The organism is Lysinibacillus sp. FSL L8-0312 (assembly GCF_038003285.1).
Classification (GTDB): domain Bacteria; phylum Bacillota; class Bacilli; order Bacillales_A; family Planococcaceae; genus Lysinibacillus; species Lysinibacillus fusiformis_D.
This window is the reverse complement of the sequence record NZ_JBBOOV010000001.1, coordinates 1,208,063-1,223,975: the sequence shown is the minus strand read 5'-3', so window position 1 is coordinate 1,223,975 and position 15,913 is coordinate 1,208,063. Positions and strand designations below refer to the sequence as shown.

General features: G+C 37.2%; 18 protein-coding genes. 11 read left to right on the top strand and 7 right to left on the bottom strand.

Features of this window, described 5'->3' with window-relative positions; translation table 11 throughout:
* Nucleotides 1-7: 7 nt before the first annotated feature.
* The 3 genes from MHI22_RS06315 to MHI22_RS06305 form a co-directional block, all read right to left on the bottom strand.
* The gene (locus MHI22_RS06315; RefSeq protein ID WP_271910150.1) at nt 8-613 is read right to left on the bottom strand and encodes a DUF2812 domain-containing protein; all 606 of its coding nucleotides are present in this window, start codon (nt 611-613) and stop codon (nt 8-10) included.
* Nucleotides 600-923, bottom strand: a complete 324-nt coding sequence (locus MHI22_RS06310; RefSeq protein WP_058844556.1) for a PadR family transcriptional regulator — start codon at nt 921-923, stop codon at nt 600-602. Before MHI22_RS06310 ends, MHI22_RS06315 begins: the two co-directional genes overlap by 14 nt.
* Nucleotides 924-1,033: 110 nt before the next feature.
* Nucleotides 1,034-1,660 (bottom strand): YczE/YyaS/YitT family protein, encoded by a 627-nt coding sequence (locus tag MHI22_RS06305; RefSeq protein ID WP_036123571.1) that lies wholly within the window; start codon nt 1,658-1,660, stop codon nt 1,034-1,036.
* A gap of 147 nt (nt 1,661-1,807) precedes the next feature.
* Between MHI22_RS06305 and MHI22_RS06300 the strand changes: the two genes are divergently transcribed.
* Nucleotides 1,808-2,248 carry a pyridoxamine 5'-phosphate oxidase family protein gene (locus tag MHI22_RS06300; protein ID WP_445668837.1) on the top strand — a complete coding sequence of 147 codons (441 nt, stop codon included), beginning with the start codon at nt 1,808-1,810 and terminating at the stop codon, nt 2,246-2,248.
* Nucleotides 2,249-2,342: 94 nt separating this feature from the next.
* On the top strand, nt 2,343-4,088 hold the full coding sequence (gene ade, locus MHI22_RS06295; protein ID WP_058844558.1) for an adenine deaminase: 1,746 nt from the start codon (nt 2,343-2,345) through the stop codon (nt 4,086-4,088).
* Nucleotides 4,089-4,252: 164 nt separating this feature from the next.
* On the opposite strand, the gene MHI22_RS06290 is transcribed toward ade, so the two are convergent.
* A complete protein-coding gene (locus MHI22_RS06290) occupies nt 4,253-4,696 on the bottom strand; it encodes a hypothetical protein (RefSeq protein WP_101966755.1) in 444 nt (147 codons plus the stop codon).
* 570 nt (nt 4,697-5,266) lie between these two features.
* The gene (locus MHI22_RS06285; RefSeq protein WP_340811410.1) at nt 5,267-5,704 is read right to left on the bottom strand and encodes a MarR family winged helix-turn-helix transcriptional regulator; all 438 of its coding nucleotides are present in this window, start codon (nt 5,702-5,704) and stop codon (nt 5,267-5,269) included.
* Between the two features lie 150 nt (nt 5,705-5,854).
* Here MHI22_RS06285 and MHI22_RS06280 point away from each other — a divergent pair, with 150 nt between their 5' ends.
* The 4 genes from MHI22_RS06280 to MHI22_RS06265 all read left to right on the top strand — a co-directional run bounded on the left by MHI22_RS06280 (nt 5,855) and on the right by MHI22_RS06265 (nt 9,098).
* Nucleotides 5,855-6,259, top strand: coding sequence for an Ohr family peroxiredoxin (locus tag MHI22_RS06280; protein ID WP_058844560.1), 405 nt, complete (start codon nt 5,855-5,857; stop codon nt 6,257-6,259).
* 26 nt (nt 6,260-6,285) lie between these two features.
* Nucleotides 6,286-6,912, top strand: coding sequence for a nitroreductase family protein (locus MHI22_RS06275; protein ID WP_340811409.1), 627 nt, complete (start codon nt 6,286-6,288; stop codon nt 6,910-6,912).
* Between the two features lie 263 nt (nt 6,913-7,175).
* Nucleotides 7,176-7,715: a flavodoxin family protein gene (locus MHI22_RS06270; RefSeq protein ID WP_340811408.1), complete on the top strand. Its 540-nt coding sequence runs from the start codon at nt 7,176-7,178 to the stop codon at nt 7,713-7,715.
* A gap of 483 nt (nt 7,716-8,198) precedes the next feature.
* A complete protein-coding gene (locus MHI22_RS06265) occupies nt 8,199-9,098 on the top strand; it encodes a LysR family transcriptional regulator (protein ID WP_340811407.1) in 900 nt (299 codons plus the stop codon).
* A gap of 22 nt (nt 9,099-9,120) precedes the next feature.
* On the opposite strand, the gene MHI22_RS06260 is transcribed toward MHI22_RS06265, so the two are convergent.
* Both MHI22_RS06260 and MHI22_RS06255 read right to left on the bottom strand, forming a co-directional pair.
* Complete coding sequence (locus MHI22_RS06260) at nt 9,121-10,149, bottom strand: S-layer homology domain-containing protein (protein ID WP_340811406.1); 1,029 nt, start codon at nt 10,147-10,149, stop codon at nt 9,121-9,123.
* 126 nt (nt 10,150-10,275) lie between these two features.
* A complete protein-coding gene (locus MHI22_RS06255) occupies nt 10,276-11,013 on the bottom strand; it encodes an SDR family NAD(P)-dependent oxidoreductase (protein ID WP_089932596.1) in 738 nt (245 codons plus the stop codon).
* 162 nt (nt 11,014-11,175) lie between these two features.
* On the opposite strand from MHI22_RS06255, the gene MHI22_RS06250 reads away from it, so the two are divergent.
* The 5 genes from MHI22_RS06250 (at nt 11,176) to MHI22_RS06230 (ending at nt 15,707) form a co-directional block, all read left to right on the top strand.
* Nucleotides 11,176-11,784 (top strand): TetR/AcrR family transcriptional regulator, encoded by a 609-nt coding sequence (locus MHI22_RS06250; RefSeq protein ID WP_089932598.1) that lies wholly within the window; start codon nt 11,176-11,178, stop codon nt 11,782-11,784.
* 520 nt (nt 11,785-12,304) lie between these two features.
* Nucleotides 12,305-13,219 (top strand): metal ABC transporter solute-binding protein, Zn/Mn family, encoded by a 915-nt coding sequence (locus tag MHI22_RS06245; protein ID WP_036126954.1) that lies wholly within the window; start codon nt 12,305-12,307, stop codon nt 13,217-13,219.
* A 9-nt stretch (nt 13,220-13,228) separates the two neighbouring features.
* Entirely contained in the window at nt 13,229-13,957 is a 729-nt protein-coding gene (locus MHI22_RS06240) for a metal ABC transporter ATP-binding protein (RefSeq protein WP_036126951.1), read from the top strand.
* A gap of 11 nt (nt 13,958-13,968) precedes the next feature.
* A complete protein-coding gene (locus tag MHI22_RS06235) occupies nt 13,969-14,841 on the top strand; it encodes a metal ABC transporter permease (protein ID WP_036126949.1) in 873 nt (290 codons plus the stop codon).
* The gene (locus MHI22_RS06230; RefSeq protein WP_089932599.1) at nt 14,838-15,707 is read left to right on the top strand and encodes a metal ABC transporter permease; all 870 of its coding nucleotides are present in this window, start codon (nt 14,838-14,840) and stop codon (nt 15,705-15,707) included. Before MHI22_RS06235 ends, MHI22_RS06230 begins: the two co-directional genes overlap by 4 nt.
* Nucleotides 15,708-15,913 lie beyond the last annotated feature (206 nt).

The following is a 15,913-nucleotide window of genomic DNA, read 5'->3' as shown; positions in this document are numbered from 1 at the left end:
GTATTTTCTATAACAGCTGCTGTATAGATTTCCGATAACGATAATAAACGACTACATACATCCCACATATTGCTAAAAATAGCCAAGGTGGAATAAAGCGCATAAGGGCAAAGGGTGTTTCAAATAAAAAAGCCAAAAGGAATGCTAAACCTTCTTTCTCCCATAAGCCAGGTGTATAATAGGCAGCTTTTATACTGAAAAAGGAATCGAAGCCATCATTGGCATACAAAATCATTAACAAAAGAAAAGAGAGTAACGCCCAATGGCTCGCATGCTGCATTAAACGTTTATATTTAGCAATATACGAATCATTATCCGAAAATAATTCATCGTTGCCATCTTTTCTTTTTAACCAATAGTAGGTTCCATCATACGACTTTTCTTTTAAAGGGCGCCACCCAAAATCCTCATGTAATTGCTTATAGTTGGGTTGCTCTTTTTTTCGAAGATCTTGCTGATAATCAATTCGGATAACTTGTTCAAGATCTGTAGTATGTTTAAATGTATAAAAGCCTGCTGAATTTATGTTTGTGCAAACTAAGCCTTGGGATAACATTTGATTTAACCATTGTTCTTCCTTTTCAATATCAAAAAAGATTTTAAACTTTATCATGTTCATCAGCTCCCTCATATAAAGATAAAATTCGTTGCAATCGCTGTTGCTCGGCAGCTAATATATTTAGCCCTTCAGCGGTTGTTTGATACACCTTGCGTCTAGAATCCTCAGTTGCAACAGGAGTAATCCAATGATATTTCAACAAATTTTCTATTGCCCCATACATGGTGCCAGCAGCAATTCTCACACTGCCAGCACTCATTTCCTCGATTTTTTGCATCATGGCATAGCCATGTAACGGTTCACGTAGAGCAAGTAAAATATAATGCATGGTTTCTGATAAAGGCAGTAATTTATGTTTTTTCATTAGGTCACCTCAACTATACAGTTTAACTATATAGTTTGATTATATATAGTTGGACTGTATATTGCAACTGTATAAAAAAAGACAATGCATTTTTGCATTGTCTTGTAAGCTTATACGACAGCGCTTTTCACGCCAGTCCATCTCATAAATAATTTTTCATTATAGGTTAAGGCAAATTGTACAATGGGTCCAAGCCCAAATGCCATAATGACTGTACCAATTCCAATAGGACCGCCTAGTAAAAAGCCAATAACAGCGACAGTCACTTCCATTGTTGTACGAGAACGTGTAACACTCCAGCCAAGCTTATGGACCATCATTAACATTAACGTATCACGTGGACCGATTCCCAAATTGGCTACCATATACATACCGCAACCCCAGCCTAATAAAACTAACCCTGTAAGATAGGAGACAAGTTGCATCCAAAATCCATCGATATCTGGCAACCAATAATTAAATATATCAATAAAAATGCCTGCTAAAAACATATCAATAAAGGTCCCTGGTAATGGAAATTTTTTTGTGATCAGCATATCAAATGCTAAAATGGCAAGTCCCAATATAATGGACCAAGTGCCGATTGTTAAACCCACTGTTTTTGTTAAGCCAATATGTAGTACATCCCAAGAGCCAACGCCAAAAAGCTGCCCTTTAATTGTTAATGTGATGCCAAAAGATAGCACGATAATGCCTGTTATGAAAAACAAACAGCGCGTAAAGAAAGCTTGTTTCATTTTTTAACCCTCATTTATCCGAAAATTCCTATTATCCATCCAATTAGTATAACAAATAAATTTTCAATATGGCCGAAAATTGTCATTTCACATTTTTCAAAAAAAGGCGGTTTAGCTTTTTGAGGAGAGGGCAAAATAGATATGTAGATGAAAGGATGGGATGAAATGACTTCTGTACGTGATGAAATTTTAGAAGTTTTAAATCGAGAAAAGATTGGAACGATGGCGACTGTAGAAAATGGAAAACCGTACTCTCGTTACATGACGTTTCAACATGAGGACTTTGTATTATATACGGTAACGAATAAACATTCAGAGAAAATGGAAGAACTTCGTAAAAATCCCTATACCCATATTTTATATGGCTATGAAAATGAAGGCTTTGGGGATACGTATGTTGAAATAGAGGGCCGGCTTACGGAAGTCCATGAAGAGGGGTTAAAAAATAAACTAGCTGAATTTTTTACGAGTATCTTCGTTGGTAATCAAGACGAAATGGTGACCTTGAAAATTGAACCTATTCGCATGCGCTTGATGAATAAAAAGGGGCAACCACCAAAAGAGCTAGAATTTTCGAACGACCATTGATGGATGGTCGTTTTTTACTGTACTACTATAAATACTTGCAATGATCGGTATTTTTCAGGCATGATAGTTCTTAAAAGAAAAAGGAGTATAGGCTATGACAACAAAATTACAAAAGTTAACGCAAAATATCTTATCATCTCAAGGGAAATTAGAGGCAGATTTCATACTGAGAAATGCTCAAGTGGCCGATGTTTATACGTTAACGTGGAAAAAGGCAGACATTGTTGTGAACAATGGTACGATTGTGGCACTGGATCACAACCACAAATTTCAGGCAAAAGAGGAACAGGATGCAGCAGGAAGCTACGTCATTCCTGGATTAATTGATGGTCATATACATATAGAATCTTCCATGCTAACGCCGGGGGAATTTAGTCGAGTTTTACTACCTCATGGTATTACCACAGTCATCACAGATCCACATGAAATCGCCAATGTCGCAGGAGCGGAAGGCATCCAATTTATGCTCGATGATGCACAAAAAGCGGATATGGATATTTTTGTGATGCTGCCATCAAGCGTACCTGGTACACAGTTTGAAAATGCAGGTGCAACACTAACAGCTCAGGATTTGGCGTCATTTCTAAAACATGAACAAGTTCGTGGCTTGGCAGAAGTCATGGATTTTCCAGCCGTATTAAATGGGGAAGAGGGCATGCTTCAGAAAATTTTATTATCACAGCAAGCAAACCTAGTAATCGATGGGCATTGTGCTGGCTTACAGAGCGAACAAATTACAGGCTATCGCGCTGCAGGCATACTGACAGATCATGAATGTGTGACAGCCGAAGAAGCCATTGATCGTGTAGAGCAAGGGATGTATGTACTGATTCGAGAAGGCTCAGCAGCTAAAAATTTACGTGATTTATTACCGGCTGTTCAGCCACATAATGCTCGTCGCTTTGGTTTTTGTACAGACGATAAATATGTGGATGAGTTAATCGATGAAGGTAGCATCAATTATGATATAGCTATGGCAATAGCCGAAGGGATGACACCATTACAGGCAATCCAGTTAGCAACTGTGAACACAGCAGAATGCTATCGTTTATTTGATCGAGGGGTACTTGCCCCAGGCTATAAGGCAGATTTTGTGTTAGTCGAGGATTTGTCGACGATGCAGGCAAAGGCTGTATGGAAAAATGGTCGAAAGGTTGCTGAAAATGGGGAAATGCTGACAAGTCGTCAAGAGCTAATTGTTCCTGCTCATATCCACCAATCAGTGCATTTACCAGCCATTACAAAGGATAGGCTACAACTAGCTTTCACAAAGGGTACGAAGGCTAATGTTATGGAGATTGTTCCAAATCAGCTCATTACCAATCATGTAGTAATGGATGTACCTGTGAAAGAAGGCGTTTTTGAACCATCTGTAGAACAAGATTTACTGAAATTGGCCGTAATTGAACGACACCATCATTTACACACGACAGGCCTAGGCATTGTCAAAGGCTTTGGTTTACAAAAAGGGGCAGTAGCCACAACCGTAGCACATGATTCACATAATGCCCTTGTCGTAGGGACAAACGATGAGGATATGATACTTGCGCTTGCACGCATTCAAGAAATCCAAGGGGGCTTTGTGATTGTAGCAGATGGCAAAATTCTAGCGGAGATGCCATTAACCATTGGCGGCTTGATGACAGATGCCCCTGCTCAGCAAGCAAAGGAACAGCTAGCAGGCTTGCATAGTGCATTAAAGACGCTCAACCCAACATTAGATTTCCATTTTCTCCTGACGTTTTCTTTTGTGGCATTACCAGTCATTCCTGCACTAAAACTAACAGATACAGGATTATTTGATGTGACAACCTTCCAGCACATCTCTGTAGAAGCATAGACGAAAACGACCTAATAGCTTAAAGCTTTAGGTCGTTTTTGTATTTCGTGTTGATCTAAGTAGCTCTGAGACATCTTTTATACTTCCGATAATTATATATTTAGTAATCTTTTTGATAAAAATAAAAAACAGACAACATATTTCATTGACTGTTTTAGGATCTATTATTCTTTTAAAACACTAGGTTTATCGAAAGAAACAATATCTATTATATGGTCAAGACAAACAATTTGGTAGTGAATTAGGTCTTTGTAGGAGTATATTTCCTGAGCAATTGTTCCATTACTTACAAAATCTAAATAGGTAGACTTTGAGAATAAACGTACTGAATGACCAATAAATTTATCTTCTGAATTTACAAAATGAAATGACTCATCGAAAACAGAATAGGCTACATACGAATCAAATTCTATATGTATCACTGGTAATGTCTTATCAATTTCAATTGGGTTGACATCATATAATGTATATTCACCAACATTTACCTCCTCGCTTTTAGAACTGATAGAAGCTCTTTTAATAGAAATTCTCAATGAATTCGTACCAGGCTCTACTATATTATCTAAAAAAACAAAACCTTTTTGCTGTATCAAATCCTCATAGTTCATCAAATCACCCTTCCATATTTATATATAAGGTTTTGGTCATTTTATAATTTGAAATTTAAAATGTCAATAATAAAATAGTTGATAAAGGATAAAAAAATATTGTTTTTCGATAAAAAATAATTGTCTTAGAATATATTTTAAGCTTCTGATTGTAGGTGGCAGGATCTGAATTTTGCACACTAAAAATAGTTAAATGAAGGAATAAGGTAATGACGAAATATATGATTGCTTCAACACCAATTAGATTAGGTGTACTTAGTTTTTGATTTTATAATGATAGGGAGTAATGTAGCTCTGGAAGGTATTCTAATAGGATTTTTATTGGATTTGTTTGTGTAATTGGCACAGAGATAAATTCTTAAAAAAAGGGGGTTGCGGGAAATGGTAGTTAAGCGGTGATTTTATAAATTGTTAATGGCATCTGATAAAATGCCTAGGTTTGAAGAGCCGTATTTGGAAGATAAGCAAATTCCAAATACGGTTCTTTATGTTGATTATATAAAATTATTGTTACGTGATACCGCCGCTATAGCATGAATCAAAAGTTTTAGGGTTACAATATTCATTACTTTATTTTTTATCTTTTATTGTCCAGTCGTTGTGCATAATATCTTGAAGAACATTTTTCAGTTGTATAAATTGCTGCTCTGAAATATTTGATTGGTGCATTACTTGTCGTGACACTTCTGGTAGCATACAACGGACATTACTGCCTTCTTTTGATAAATAAATTTGCATTTGTCGTTCGTCATCCTTGGAACGCTCACGACAAATATAGCCCTTCGCCTCTAACTTTTTGAGCAACGGTGTTAATGTACCTGAATCTAAAAATAAACGTTGTCCCAATTCTTTCACTGTTATTTGTTCGTTTTCCTCCAAGGCTAATAAAGTGATATAACCTGTATAAGTTAGATCATATGGCTTTAATAATAATGTGTATTGTCGAATGATTTCCTTTGATGTGGCATACAAAAGAAAGCACAGTTGATTATCTAAATGATTAGGCATAAAAATCCCCTCTTAAAGTTCTTCTCATTACATTTATATTAAAAATAAAGTTCCTACTTGTCAAACGCAATTAAATTGTGTACAATTCGATTTGTAAAAATTAAATTGTATACAATTTAAAATACTAATATAGATATGGGGTTTTCGGTTATGAAAGAATTATACTCAACTACAATGATTAATGATGGTGGGCGTAGTGGTACATCATATGCAGAGGATCAATCACTCTCTTTAAAAATTGCACCACCAGGCTCAAAATTAGCTAATGTGACAAACCCAGAGCAATTATTTGCGGCAGGTTATAGTGCCTGCTTTAATAGTGCATTAGATTTAATTAAACGCCAAAAAAAACTAAACAACGTATCAACAATTAAAGTAACAGTCAAATTAATGGAACAAGCTACTTTTGACTATGTGCTTGCTGTTGACATCGAAGGACATATTGAAGGATTAGCATTGGAAGAAGCACAGGAATTATTAGAGTTAACACATACAGTGTGCCCATATTCAAAGGCAACAATGGGAAATATCAATGTAATAATTAAAGCAGTTTAAATTTTTTTGAAAAAGAGGGAAATGACATGTTATCAACTACACCATTAAAACAAATTATGCAGGAGCGAAAATCAGTTCGTAAATACAATGCTAATACTAAAATTTCTCGTGAAACAATAGTGCAGCTGTTGCAAGATGCTACTTCAGCGCCTTCTTCAAGTAACATGCAACCATGGCGATTTATTGTCATTGATGATAGGGAAATTCAAAAGAATATTAATTTCTTTTCGTTTAATCAAGAGCAAATCGAAACAGCCTCTGCCATTATTGCTGTCATTGGTGATACTGAAATGTATTTAAATGCAAAGGAGATCTATGCAAAAAATGTGGAATTAGGCTATATGCCAGAAGAAATTGCCAATAAGCTTGCTCAAGACGCATTAACAATGTATGGCTCAGCTTCGACAAAAACATTAGAAAATATCGTACACTTTGATGCTGGCTTAGTTTCTATGCAAATAATGCTATTGGCGAAAGAAATGGGTTATGATACAGTTCCAATGGGTGGGTTTGATAAAGCTAAATTTGCTGAGTACATGGAATTACCTGCGAATGAAGTACCTATACTATTATTAGCAATTGGTGAAGCAGCTGCACCAGCTTATGGCTCTTCACGTCTTTCAATTGATCACATTGTAAGGTTCAATAAATAATGTTAGAGAACGACTCACATTAAAAAATAGCCAAAACAAAGGCTTCATAATATGATTTGACTTTAAAAGGGGAGGGTGAAAGCTCTCCTTTTAGCGTGCTTGAAAGTAATACTTGTTTCTTTTCCATTTAGCAACCTCTTTATAATCAATTTTTTCGATCTATTTTATCGAAATAATCATCTTTATCGATTTGTAAAATCATAATAAGATATAAGCATTCGGAAACAATAGTAGGGAATTTTAAGGAAGAGGGGATAATCAATATGTCAATAGCAGTTATTTACGGTGGAAATCGTCCGAATGGGAATGTAGAGACACTGACAAAATTAATCACGCAAGGCTTAAATGTTGAAGAAGTTTATCTAAAGGATTATGTCATTCAACCAATAATAGATAAGCGACATGAAGAGGGGGGATTTTCCGAAGTAAACGATGATTATAACACCATCATAGATCGTATACTCCCGCATGATATTCTTGTTTTTTCGACCCCTATTTATTGGTATAGCATGACAGGGGCGATGAAAAACTTTATTGATCGGTGGTCACAAACTTTAAGAGACCCAAATTATCCTAATTTCAAAGCAATGATGTCTTCTAAAAAAGCCTATGTAATTGCAGTTGGTGGAGATCAACCTTATATGAAAGGTTTACCAATGATTCAGCAGTTTCAACATATCTTTGACTTTATTGGCACAACCTTTGAAGGGTATATTTTAGGAGAAGGAAACAAACCAGGAGATATCCTTCAAGATTTAACAGCGTTGTCTGCAGCTGAATGTCTTCGAAAAGAATTACAATAGCATTTTGTTTCTGATGTATGTTAGCTACTAAAAAAGATCATTTATGCTCTTATGTTAAAGACATATAAAGAATAGAACAAAATTTTCTCCCGCGATTTAAAAACGGATTTGGACGATATGTAGCTTCCAAATCCGTTTCTTTTTATTTGATTAAAGGTTCTTTTGTTGTCGCTCGGTTTGGCAAAATCGATTACCATGTTTTTTTAAATTCTCTCGAGCATCAGAAAGTCATAACGTCGTGACGTAAATCGTAGATAGGTTCAATGTTGAATCCTTGGCTATATAAATTGTCGTGTGGTACACCTGCTAACATGATATCTGTTCATTATTCGACATTGCTTTGTTGTCCAGAATTTACGATGAATCATGAGACGCAACTTCTTTCTTTCAACTACTAACTAGTGTAAACTGGATTTTACTATCGATTTTTACGAATGTTTCGGTAAAATCTATCGAAAAATCCGAATGAAGGGGATTAAGTGAATGGATATGAAGCAGCTCCAAACGTTTTTAACGGCATCTGAAACATTAAGCTTTACCCAGACAGCACAGCGTCTCGACTATGCCCAGTCCAGTATTACAGCCCAAATTAAAACATTAGAACAAGAATTGGGTGTTATTCTTTTTGAGCGGCTAGGAAAACGCATTGTCCTGACAGAGGAGGGGAAACATCTCCAACAGTATGCAAAAAAAATGCTAGAGCTAGATCGTGATATGAAAAAAGCGATGTCCAATGAACAGGCGCAAGTTGTCTTAAAAGTGGGGGCACAGGAGAGCCAATGTGTCTATCGACTGCCAACTATTTTACAACAATTTCAACAAGCGCAACCGCATGTGAAAATCATTTTTAAGCCAGTGCATACGACAGACATTGCGAAGGAATTATTACAAGAAGGCAAACTCGACGTTGCATTTATAACAGATACGTATCAGGAAACCGCCATGCTACAGCGAGAACGATTGATTCAAGAACAGCTTGTTTTTGTCAGTGCCTCTAAAGAAATCAGGCAGCCTTTATCTGCTCAACAACTATCAATTGAAACTATGCTGTTAACAGAAACGGGTTGCTCTTATCGGAACCATTTAGAAGCACAGCTACAGCAAGAAGGTGTCTTGCCTTCACAAATGATTGAGTTTGCCAGTATTGAGGCGATAAAGCAATGTGTGATGGCAGGCTTAGGTATCACGTTTTTGCCTAAAATGGTTGTAGAAAAAGAGTTGGAAAGTGGAAATTTAGTGGAGCTACCGTCCTCAATCGACCTAGCGCCCATTTATACAGATATTGCATGGCATAAAGATAAGCATATGCATGCCTATTTACAGGATTTTATTGCTATAGCCAAGCTTAGCTATGAAGCATTTGGCAATGAAAAAAGAGCCTGAATGAATCAGACTCTGTTGCAAGCTATTGCTTCTTTAATGTACCAGAGAAATTAGTGCTTTCATTACGCTCTGCACGGCAATCAATCTCGGACACTTTCAGGGCGTTATTAGATAAACGCTCTACCTCGACGACACAACGATTGCCATTAGAGGATTTATTCATGATGGCTTTTGTACTGCTTGTGATTGTGGCGGTACCATTGACACTACCTGAAGCGGTGCCATCATTCGCCGTTAAAGCAAGAGAAAAGCTGTTGTTTGTGGCATTGGAAATGATGGCATCGCGGCGATTAAAATCATTTGTTCCTTTTCCCCATTTATAATAATACGTATAAACGCCTTCCCAGGCACTTTTGCTAGGGGTATTTTGCTGTAATGATTTATCGAGCTGGTTTTGAGCATTTTTCGCTCTTGTACTTAAAGATACATTGTTGGCATTATCATGAATGGACTGTGCGTCCGCTGAAATTTCATAAAAATTTCGTTCATCCATGCGATAGAGCATCGTGACAACTTGTGCACGTGTCATATTGTTCATTACGCCATAAAACTTCTGTAAATTTCGATCTTCATACTGTGGATTTTGCCCTGAAGAAATATAGGTATCAAGTAAAAATTGAATAGATTGATCTAACCCTTTCTTCCCGCTAGCTAAATGAGCAATTGCTTGTGCCATGACACCGCGCTTCACAGTAGCCGCTCGAATTCGGTTATCAAAATAACCATTTAAAGGTACACCATAGCTAGCGAGTTGGTTATAAAATTCATCCGACCAGTTTGCCGTAGGGGTCTGTTTCTTTAACTCATCGATGGGTGATTCAAGCTCATAAAAATTAGCTAGCAATTTGGCCAACTGCTGTTCAGTAATCGTGGCATTTGGTTTAAATGTACCATCTGTAAAGCCGTTGACAATATCATACTCTTCTGCCCATACAATCGCTTCATAGGCATAATGATCCTCTGATACATCTCGAAAGCCAGAAGCTTGTACATTGCCTGCACTGGCTACAATCAGAATGGAAAATAATAAGGTACATACTAATTTTTTCATTCGTCGTTTTCATCCTTTCTTGCTCGCTTTAGTAATAGTTTGCAGGAAATGGATAAAAACTGCAAATTTTTCTAGCACAAAAAATAATCGCTGTCCCTTGTGGGGAAGCGATTATTTACGATGTAATTATTGGGCTGTGTAGCCACCATCTACAGTTAATGTGTTACCTGTCATAAAGGTTGAATCATCACAAGCCATGAATAAAACAGCTTTTGCCATTTCTTCTGGTTGTCCTAAGCGTTGCATAGGTGTTACTTGACGTAGTGGCTCTTTGCTTTCTTCTGGAATAATCGGTGTATCAATAAAACCCGGGCATAGGGCATTGACACGAATACCACGAGTAGCAAACTCCAATGCTAATGAACGCGTTAAATTAATAACGCCCCCTTTTGCTGCATTATAGGCGGCTGATCCTGGTGAGCCAACCCAACCATACATCGAAGCCGTATTAACGATTGTACCGCTATTCACTTTCAGCATTTCTTTAATGGCAGCCTGCGCCATTAAAAATACACCATCTAAATCTACATTGACAGTTTGACGCCATTCCGCATAAGGAAGCTCCTCAGTTGGTGTGACACGACCAATTCCAGCATTATTAAAAAGGACATCGATTTTGCCAAATGTCTCAATTGTTGTTTGATAAATAGCTGCTACTTCATTTTCATCTGTTACATTTGCTTTGATAAATATAGCCTTTGCACCAGCTGCCTGTAATTCGGCAGCAAAGGCTTGGCCTTTTTCCTCGTTTAAGTCCACAAGTACTACTTTTGCGCCTTCTGCTACAAATAATTGAGCGGTTGCGGCACCAATACCAGAAGCACCACCTGTAATGATTGCGACTTTATCTTGTAATTTCCCCATATATGACACTCCCTTAAATTATAATTTTTTCTTGCACACTGCGTAAATGACGGTGTACTTTTATTGTAAAACGCTTGAAATTGGAAACAATCATTAATGTCGTAGCAAGTGTCTAACTAGTAGACATATTTACCCGAAATGTCTAAAAGGGAGGAAGTAAAATTGCCAAAATGGACACAAAGACAGGAAAGAACCCGTCGTCATTTTTATGAGGCGTTTGTCGAATTAATTAAAAAGCATGGGTTTCAAGCCTTGACAGTGAAGGATATTGTGGAACGAGCTGGCTATAACCGTAGTACTTTTTATGTGCATTTTCAAGATAAATTTGAGTTAGCGGAAAATTTGCTCGAACAGATGTTGAATGGTCTGGAAGTCGCAGTAGGTGAACCTTATTTATATGGGGAAAAGGTGTATACGACGAAATTGAAAGCACCGTCCTTTAATATTATTCATTATATTTACAAGCATCGACTATTTTTCGAGCTGCTGAATGTTGAAGATACAATTCCTGGATTGCATACACGTATGCCCCTAACCATTACAAAAATATATCAAGAGCAATTTAAATTTGAAACGATCAATCAGCAGCCAGTCAATATGGACATGTTCAAGCATTATACTTCATACGGTTTTTATGGATTGATGATGCAATGGATTGCAAGTGGTTATGAAAAATCGGAAGACGCTTTAATTAAAGATATTATCGAACTAACTAAAACTCATATTTATGCATTTGAATTTATAGGGAAGCCACTGGAAAAAGAAGAGTGAAAGGTTTGTATAATATATTTTGTATTTTTATAAAAAATCTCTAATGAAATAATTAGAGATTTTTTTGTTTGGGCGAAATTATATTTTCTTAATGAAAAAAAATTTTCAAAAGAAATTTTCATAAAAAGGTTGAATTATTTTTGTTTTAAGCATATATTTTTCCTAAGGGAAACAAAATATCTACAGAGAAAGAAGAGTGCGTGTATGAAAGATTTAGGTGATATCAAACTGACAATTTTTCCAATGGTCATTTTAATCCTTCTGGCAATACTATGGAAACTCACAGATTCTGTAGGGGCAGGCATAGTGTTAATACTTTTCTGGATGAGCTGGCGCCAGCTTATTAGGAAAATGAATATAAATTAAGCGATTGTATGAGAAAAATCGGTGATGTGAACGACAGCAGTTGCTAAAAGGCGGGCATGACAGGAAAGGTATGGCTTGTCCGCTAACTCACTACTTCGTACATATTAGCTATTTTTCAAGCAATCACTAAAAAAGAGAAAGATGAGGTAAAAAAATGAAACAATGGTTAGGTGTAATGGTACTATCACTCTCCCTTCTATTATTCGGTTGTTCAACTGAAACAGAGGGAAAGAAAGAAGGCATTGTTGTCGCAACAACTGGACAAATAGCCGATGCAATCAAAGAAATTAGTGGCGATCATTTACAAGTATCTGCATTGATGGGCCCAGGGGTAGATCCCCATTTATACAAGGCGACACAAAGTGATTTATCGAAATTGGATAAAGCAGAAGTCATTTTTTACAATGGCTTACATTTAGAAGGCCAAATGCTCGATATTTTTGAACAAATGGCGAAGGACAAAACGGTTTTAGCAGTGGGCGAGACATTAGATGAAAAGCAGCTCCTTGCAAGTGACGATGATTCGATGCTACATGATCCGCATATATGGTTTGATATTGAGCTATGGAAAGGCGTTGTCAAAGCAATCAGTACACAACTTCAGGAAGAATACCCTGAATTTAAAGATGATTTTCAAACGAATGAAGCATCTTATCTAAAGAAGCTGGATGATTTACAAAGCTATGCTCAAAACCGTGTGAACGAAATACCACAACAGCAACGAATCTTAGTAACTGCTCATGATGCGTTCAATTATTTTGGTAGAAGCCAAGGGTTTGAAGTACGTGGTTTACAAGGGCTTAGTACAGATTCAGAGTATGGTGTTAAGGATGTTCAGGAAATGGTTGATTTTTTAGTAGAAAATAAGATTAAAGCTCTCTTTATAGAATCGAGTGTATCCGATAAAGCGATGAAAGCTGTTATTGAAGGGGCTAAAGAAAAAGGTCACGACATTGTCATCGGTGGGGAATTATTCTCAGATGCCATGGGTGCTGAAGGAACAACGGAAGGTACATATATTGGTATGTATCAACATAACATCGACACAATCGTCGATGCATTAAAGTAGGTGAATGGTATGGATGCATTAACAGTAGAAAATCTATCAGTAGCATATGATAAAAAAACAGTATTAGAGAATGCCTGTGTGACGGTACCTAAAGGTCATCTAGCGGCCATTATTGGTCCGAATGGTGCAGGGAAATCAACCTTTTTAAAGGCCATTTTAAATCAACTTCCTAATAAAGTAGGAAAGGTTGAAATTTTAGGGAAGGTGTTTGAGCCGAAAAGTTTAGTTGTTGGCTATGTCCCTCAGCGTAATGCTGTGGATTGGGATTTTCCTACAAATGCGCTGGATGTAGTGCTCATGGGGCGTTATGGCCATACGGGTTTATTTAAAAGACCATCCAAGCAAGATAAAATTGTTGCGCGACAAGCGTTAGCAAGCGTTGGGATGCTGGATTTTGCAGAGCGCTCCATCGGACAATTGTCAGGAGGTCAGCAGCAGCGTGTATTCCTAGCTAGAGCACTTGCTCAAAATGCAGATATTTATTTTTTAGATGAACCATTTGCAGGTGTAGATGCTGCGACTGAAAAAACCATTATTGATATTTTAAAAGATTTAAAGGCACAGGGAAAAAGTATTTTTGTCGTCCATCATGATCTTCAAACCGTCAAAGAATACTTTGATTATACAATTCTATTAAACAAAACGATTTTAGCATCAGGTGCAACAGAAGATGTTTTTACACCAGAACAATTACAAAAAACGTATGGTGGTAAACTATTCATGATGCAGCATGCGTAAGGAGGGACACAATGTTAAGTGGTAATTTATTGTGGGTACTTAGTGGAACAATGCTATTGGGCATTGCAGCTGGTATAACAGGCACCTTCTCCTTCTTGCAAAAACAAAGCTTAGTTGGTGACGCTGCGGCACATGCAGCATTACCAGGTATTGCGCTCGCATTCCTGCTAACAGGTCAAAAGGAATTGCCAGTTTTAATGCTAGGAGCGGGCATCACATCTGCATTATCTGTGTATTGTATACAATGGATTGTATCGTTTTCAAAAATGAAGGCTGACGCTGCCATTGGTTTAGTCCTCACTGTATTTTTTGGTGTTGGTGTAGTATTTTTAACAGTTGTCAACCGTAGTCCACTTGGTAATCAAAGCGGTCTGAATAATTTTATTTTTGGCAAGGCAGCGACGATGACCAAAGCGGATTTAATGTGGCTGTTTATTAGTGCAACCATTATTATAATGGTTAGCCTCTTACTCTATAAGGAATGGAAGCTACTCATCTTTGATCCTGTATATGCAAAAGGGATTGGCTTACCGATTGAGGCTTTAAAGGCAACCTTAACAGTTTTAATTGTGATGACAATTGTCACAGGTATACAAGCTGTCGGCGTCATATTAATGTCTGCTTTATTAATTATTCCTGCTGCAAGTGCCAAGCTATGGACACAAAAATTAAGCACGATGCTTATTTTGAGTGCCGCGATTGGAGGAATTGCTGGCATAACAGGAACTTTTATTAGTGCGATTCGAACAGGGTTATCGACTGGTCCGATTATCGTCTTAGTAGCAGCAGGAATATTCTTTATATCGTATTTTATTAGTCCTGCAGGTCAAATTAGTAAATATCGTAGAAAAATGCAATTTCGAAAGCAGGGTGATGTAGGATGATCGAATTTTGGGTTGTATTCACAGGATTATTAGTTGGTGTGACATGTGGGATTGCAGGTGTCTTCCTCATCTTGCGTAGAATGTCCATGATCGCAGATGCCATCAGTCATACGGTGCTCTTTGGTATTGTGATGGCCTACCTTGTTACCCAGACATTAAATGGCTTTTGGATGCTTGTAGGCGCTGCGTTTGCAGGAATTTTAACAGCCTACCTTGTGCAACTATTGCATTCTTCTGGCATTCAAGAAGATGCCGCAATAGGGGTGGTCTTTACCTCCTTGTTTGCGGCAGGTGTCCTTCTGATCACCTTATATGCCGGCAATGTCCATTTAGACGTTGAACATGTTCTAATGGGGGAAATTGCTTTTGTACCTTGGGATAAATGGACACTGCTTGGGCTAGCGATGCCTAAGGCCGTGTGGATGTTGTTACTCGTCCTAGTAATTAATATTGCCTTCTTGCTATTATTCTTTAAAGAAATGAAGCTTGCCACTTTTGATCCTGTGTATGCGGCTACTATTGGGATTCCTGTTGTATTTCTTCATTATGGCTTTATGACATCCATTTCGTTCACAACTGTTGCGGCATTTGATAGTGTAGGGGCCATTTTAGTAGTGGCCATGTTGATTGGACCAGCCGCCACTTCCTATTTAATTAGTAAGACGATTAAGCAAATGTTTGTCTATAGTATGCTCTTTGGTGCTGCTGCTTCTGTTATCGGCTATTATTTAGCGAAGTTTTGGGATACTTCTATAGCTGGTATGATGGCGACAACGGTAGGGTTAATATTTATTGTGACGTTCATCAGCCAAAAAATAATCGAACGTAGAAAAAAAGCACTTGTCCATAAGCTAGAAATGTCTTAACGAAAAACACCGTTTGATGCGCTCATCAAACGGTGTTTTTTCTTTTAGATGGAAGTTCAAACTTTTGGATGAGTATTTCAGTTAGGAAAAATAGTATACTCATTAAGAAATGCTAGAAAGAGAAGGCTTAGATTCTAACAAATTTTTCTATATTTTTATGTACGAATATTTAATAGTTTGTTACGATAAATTTTATTGAAGAAACA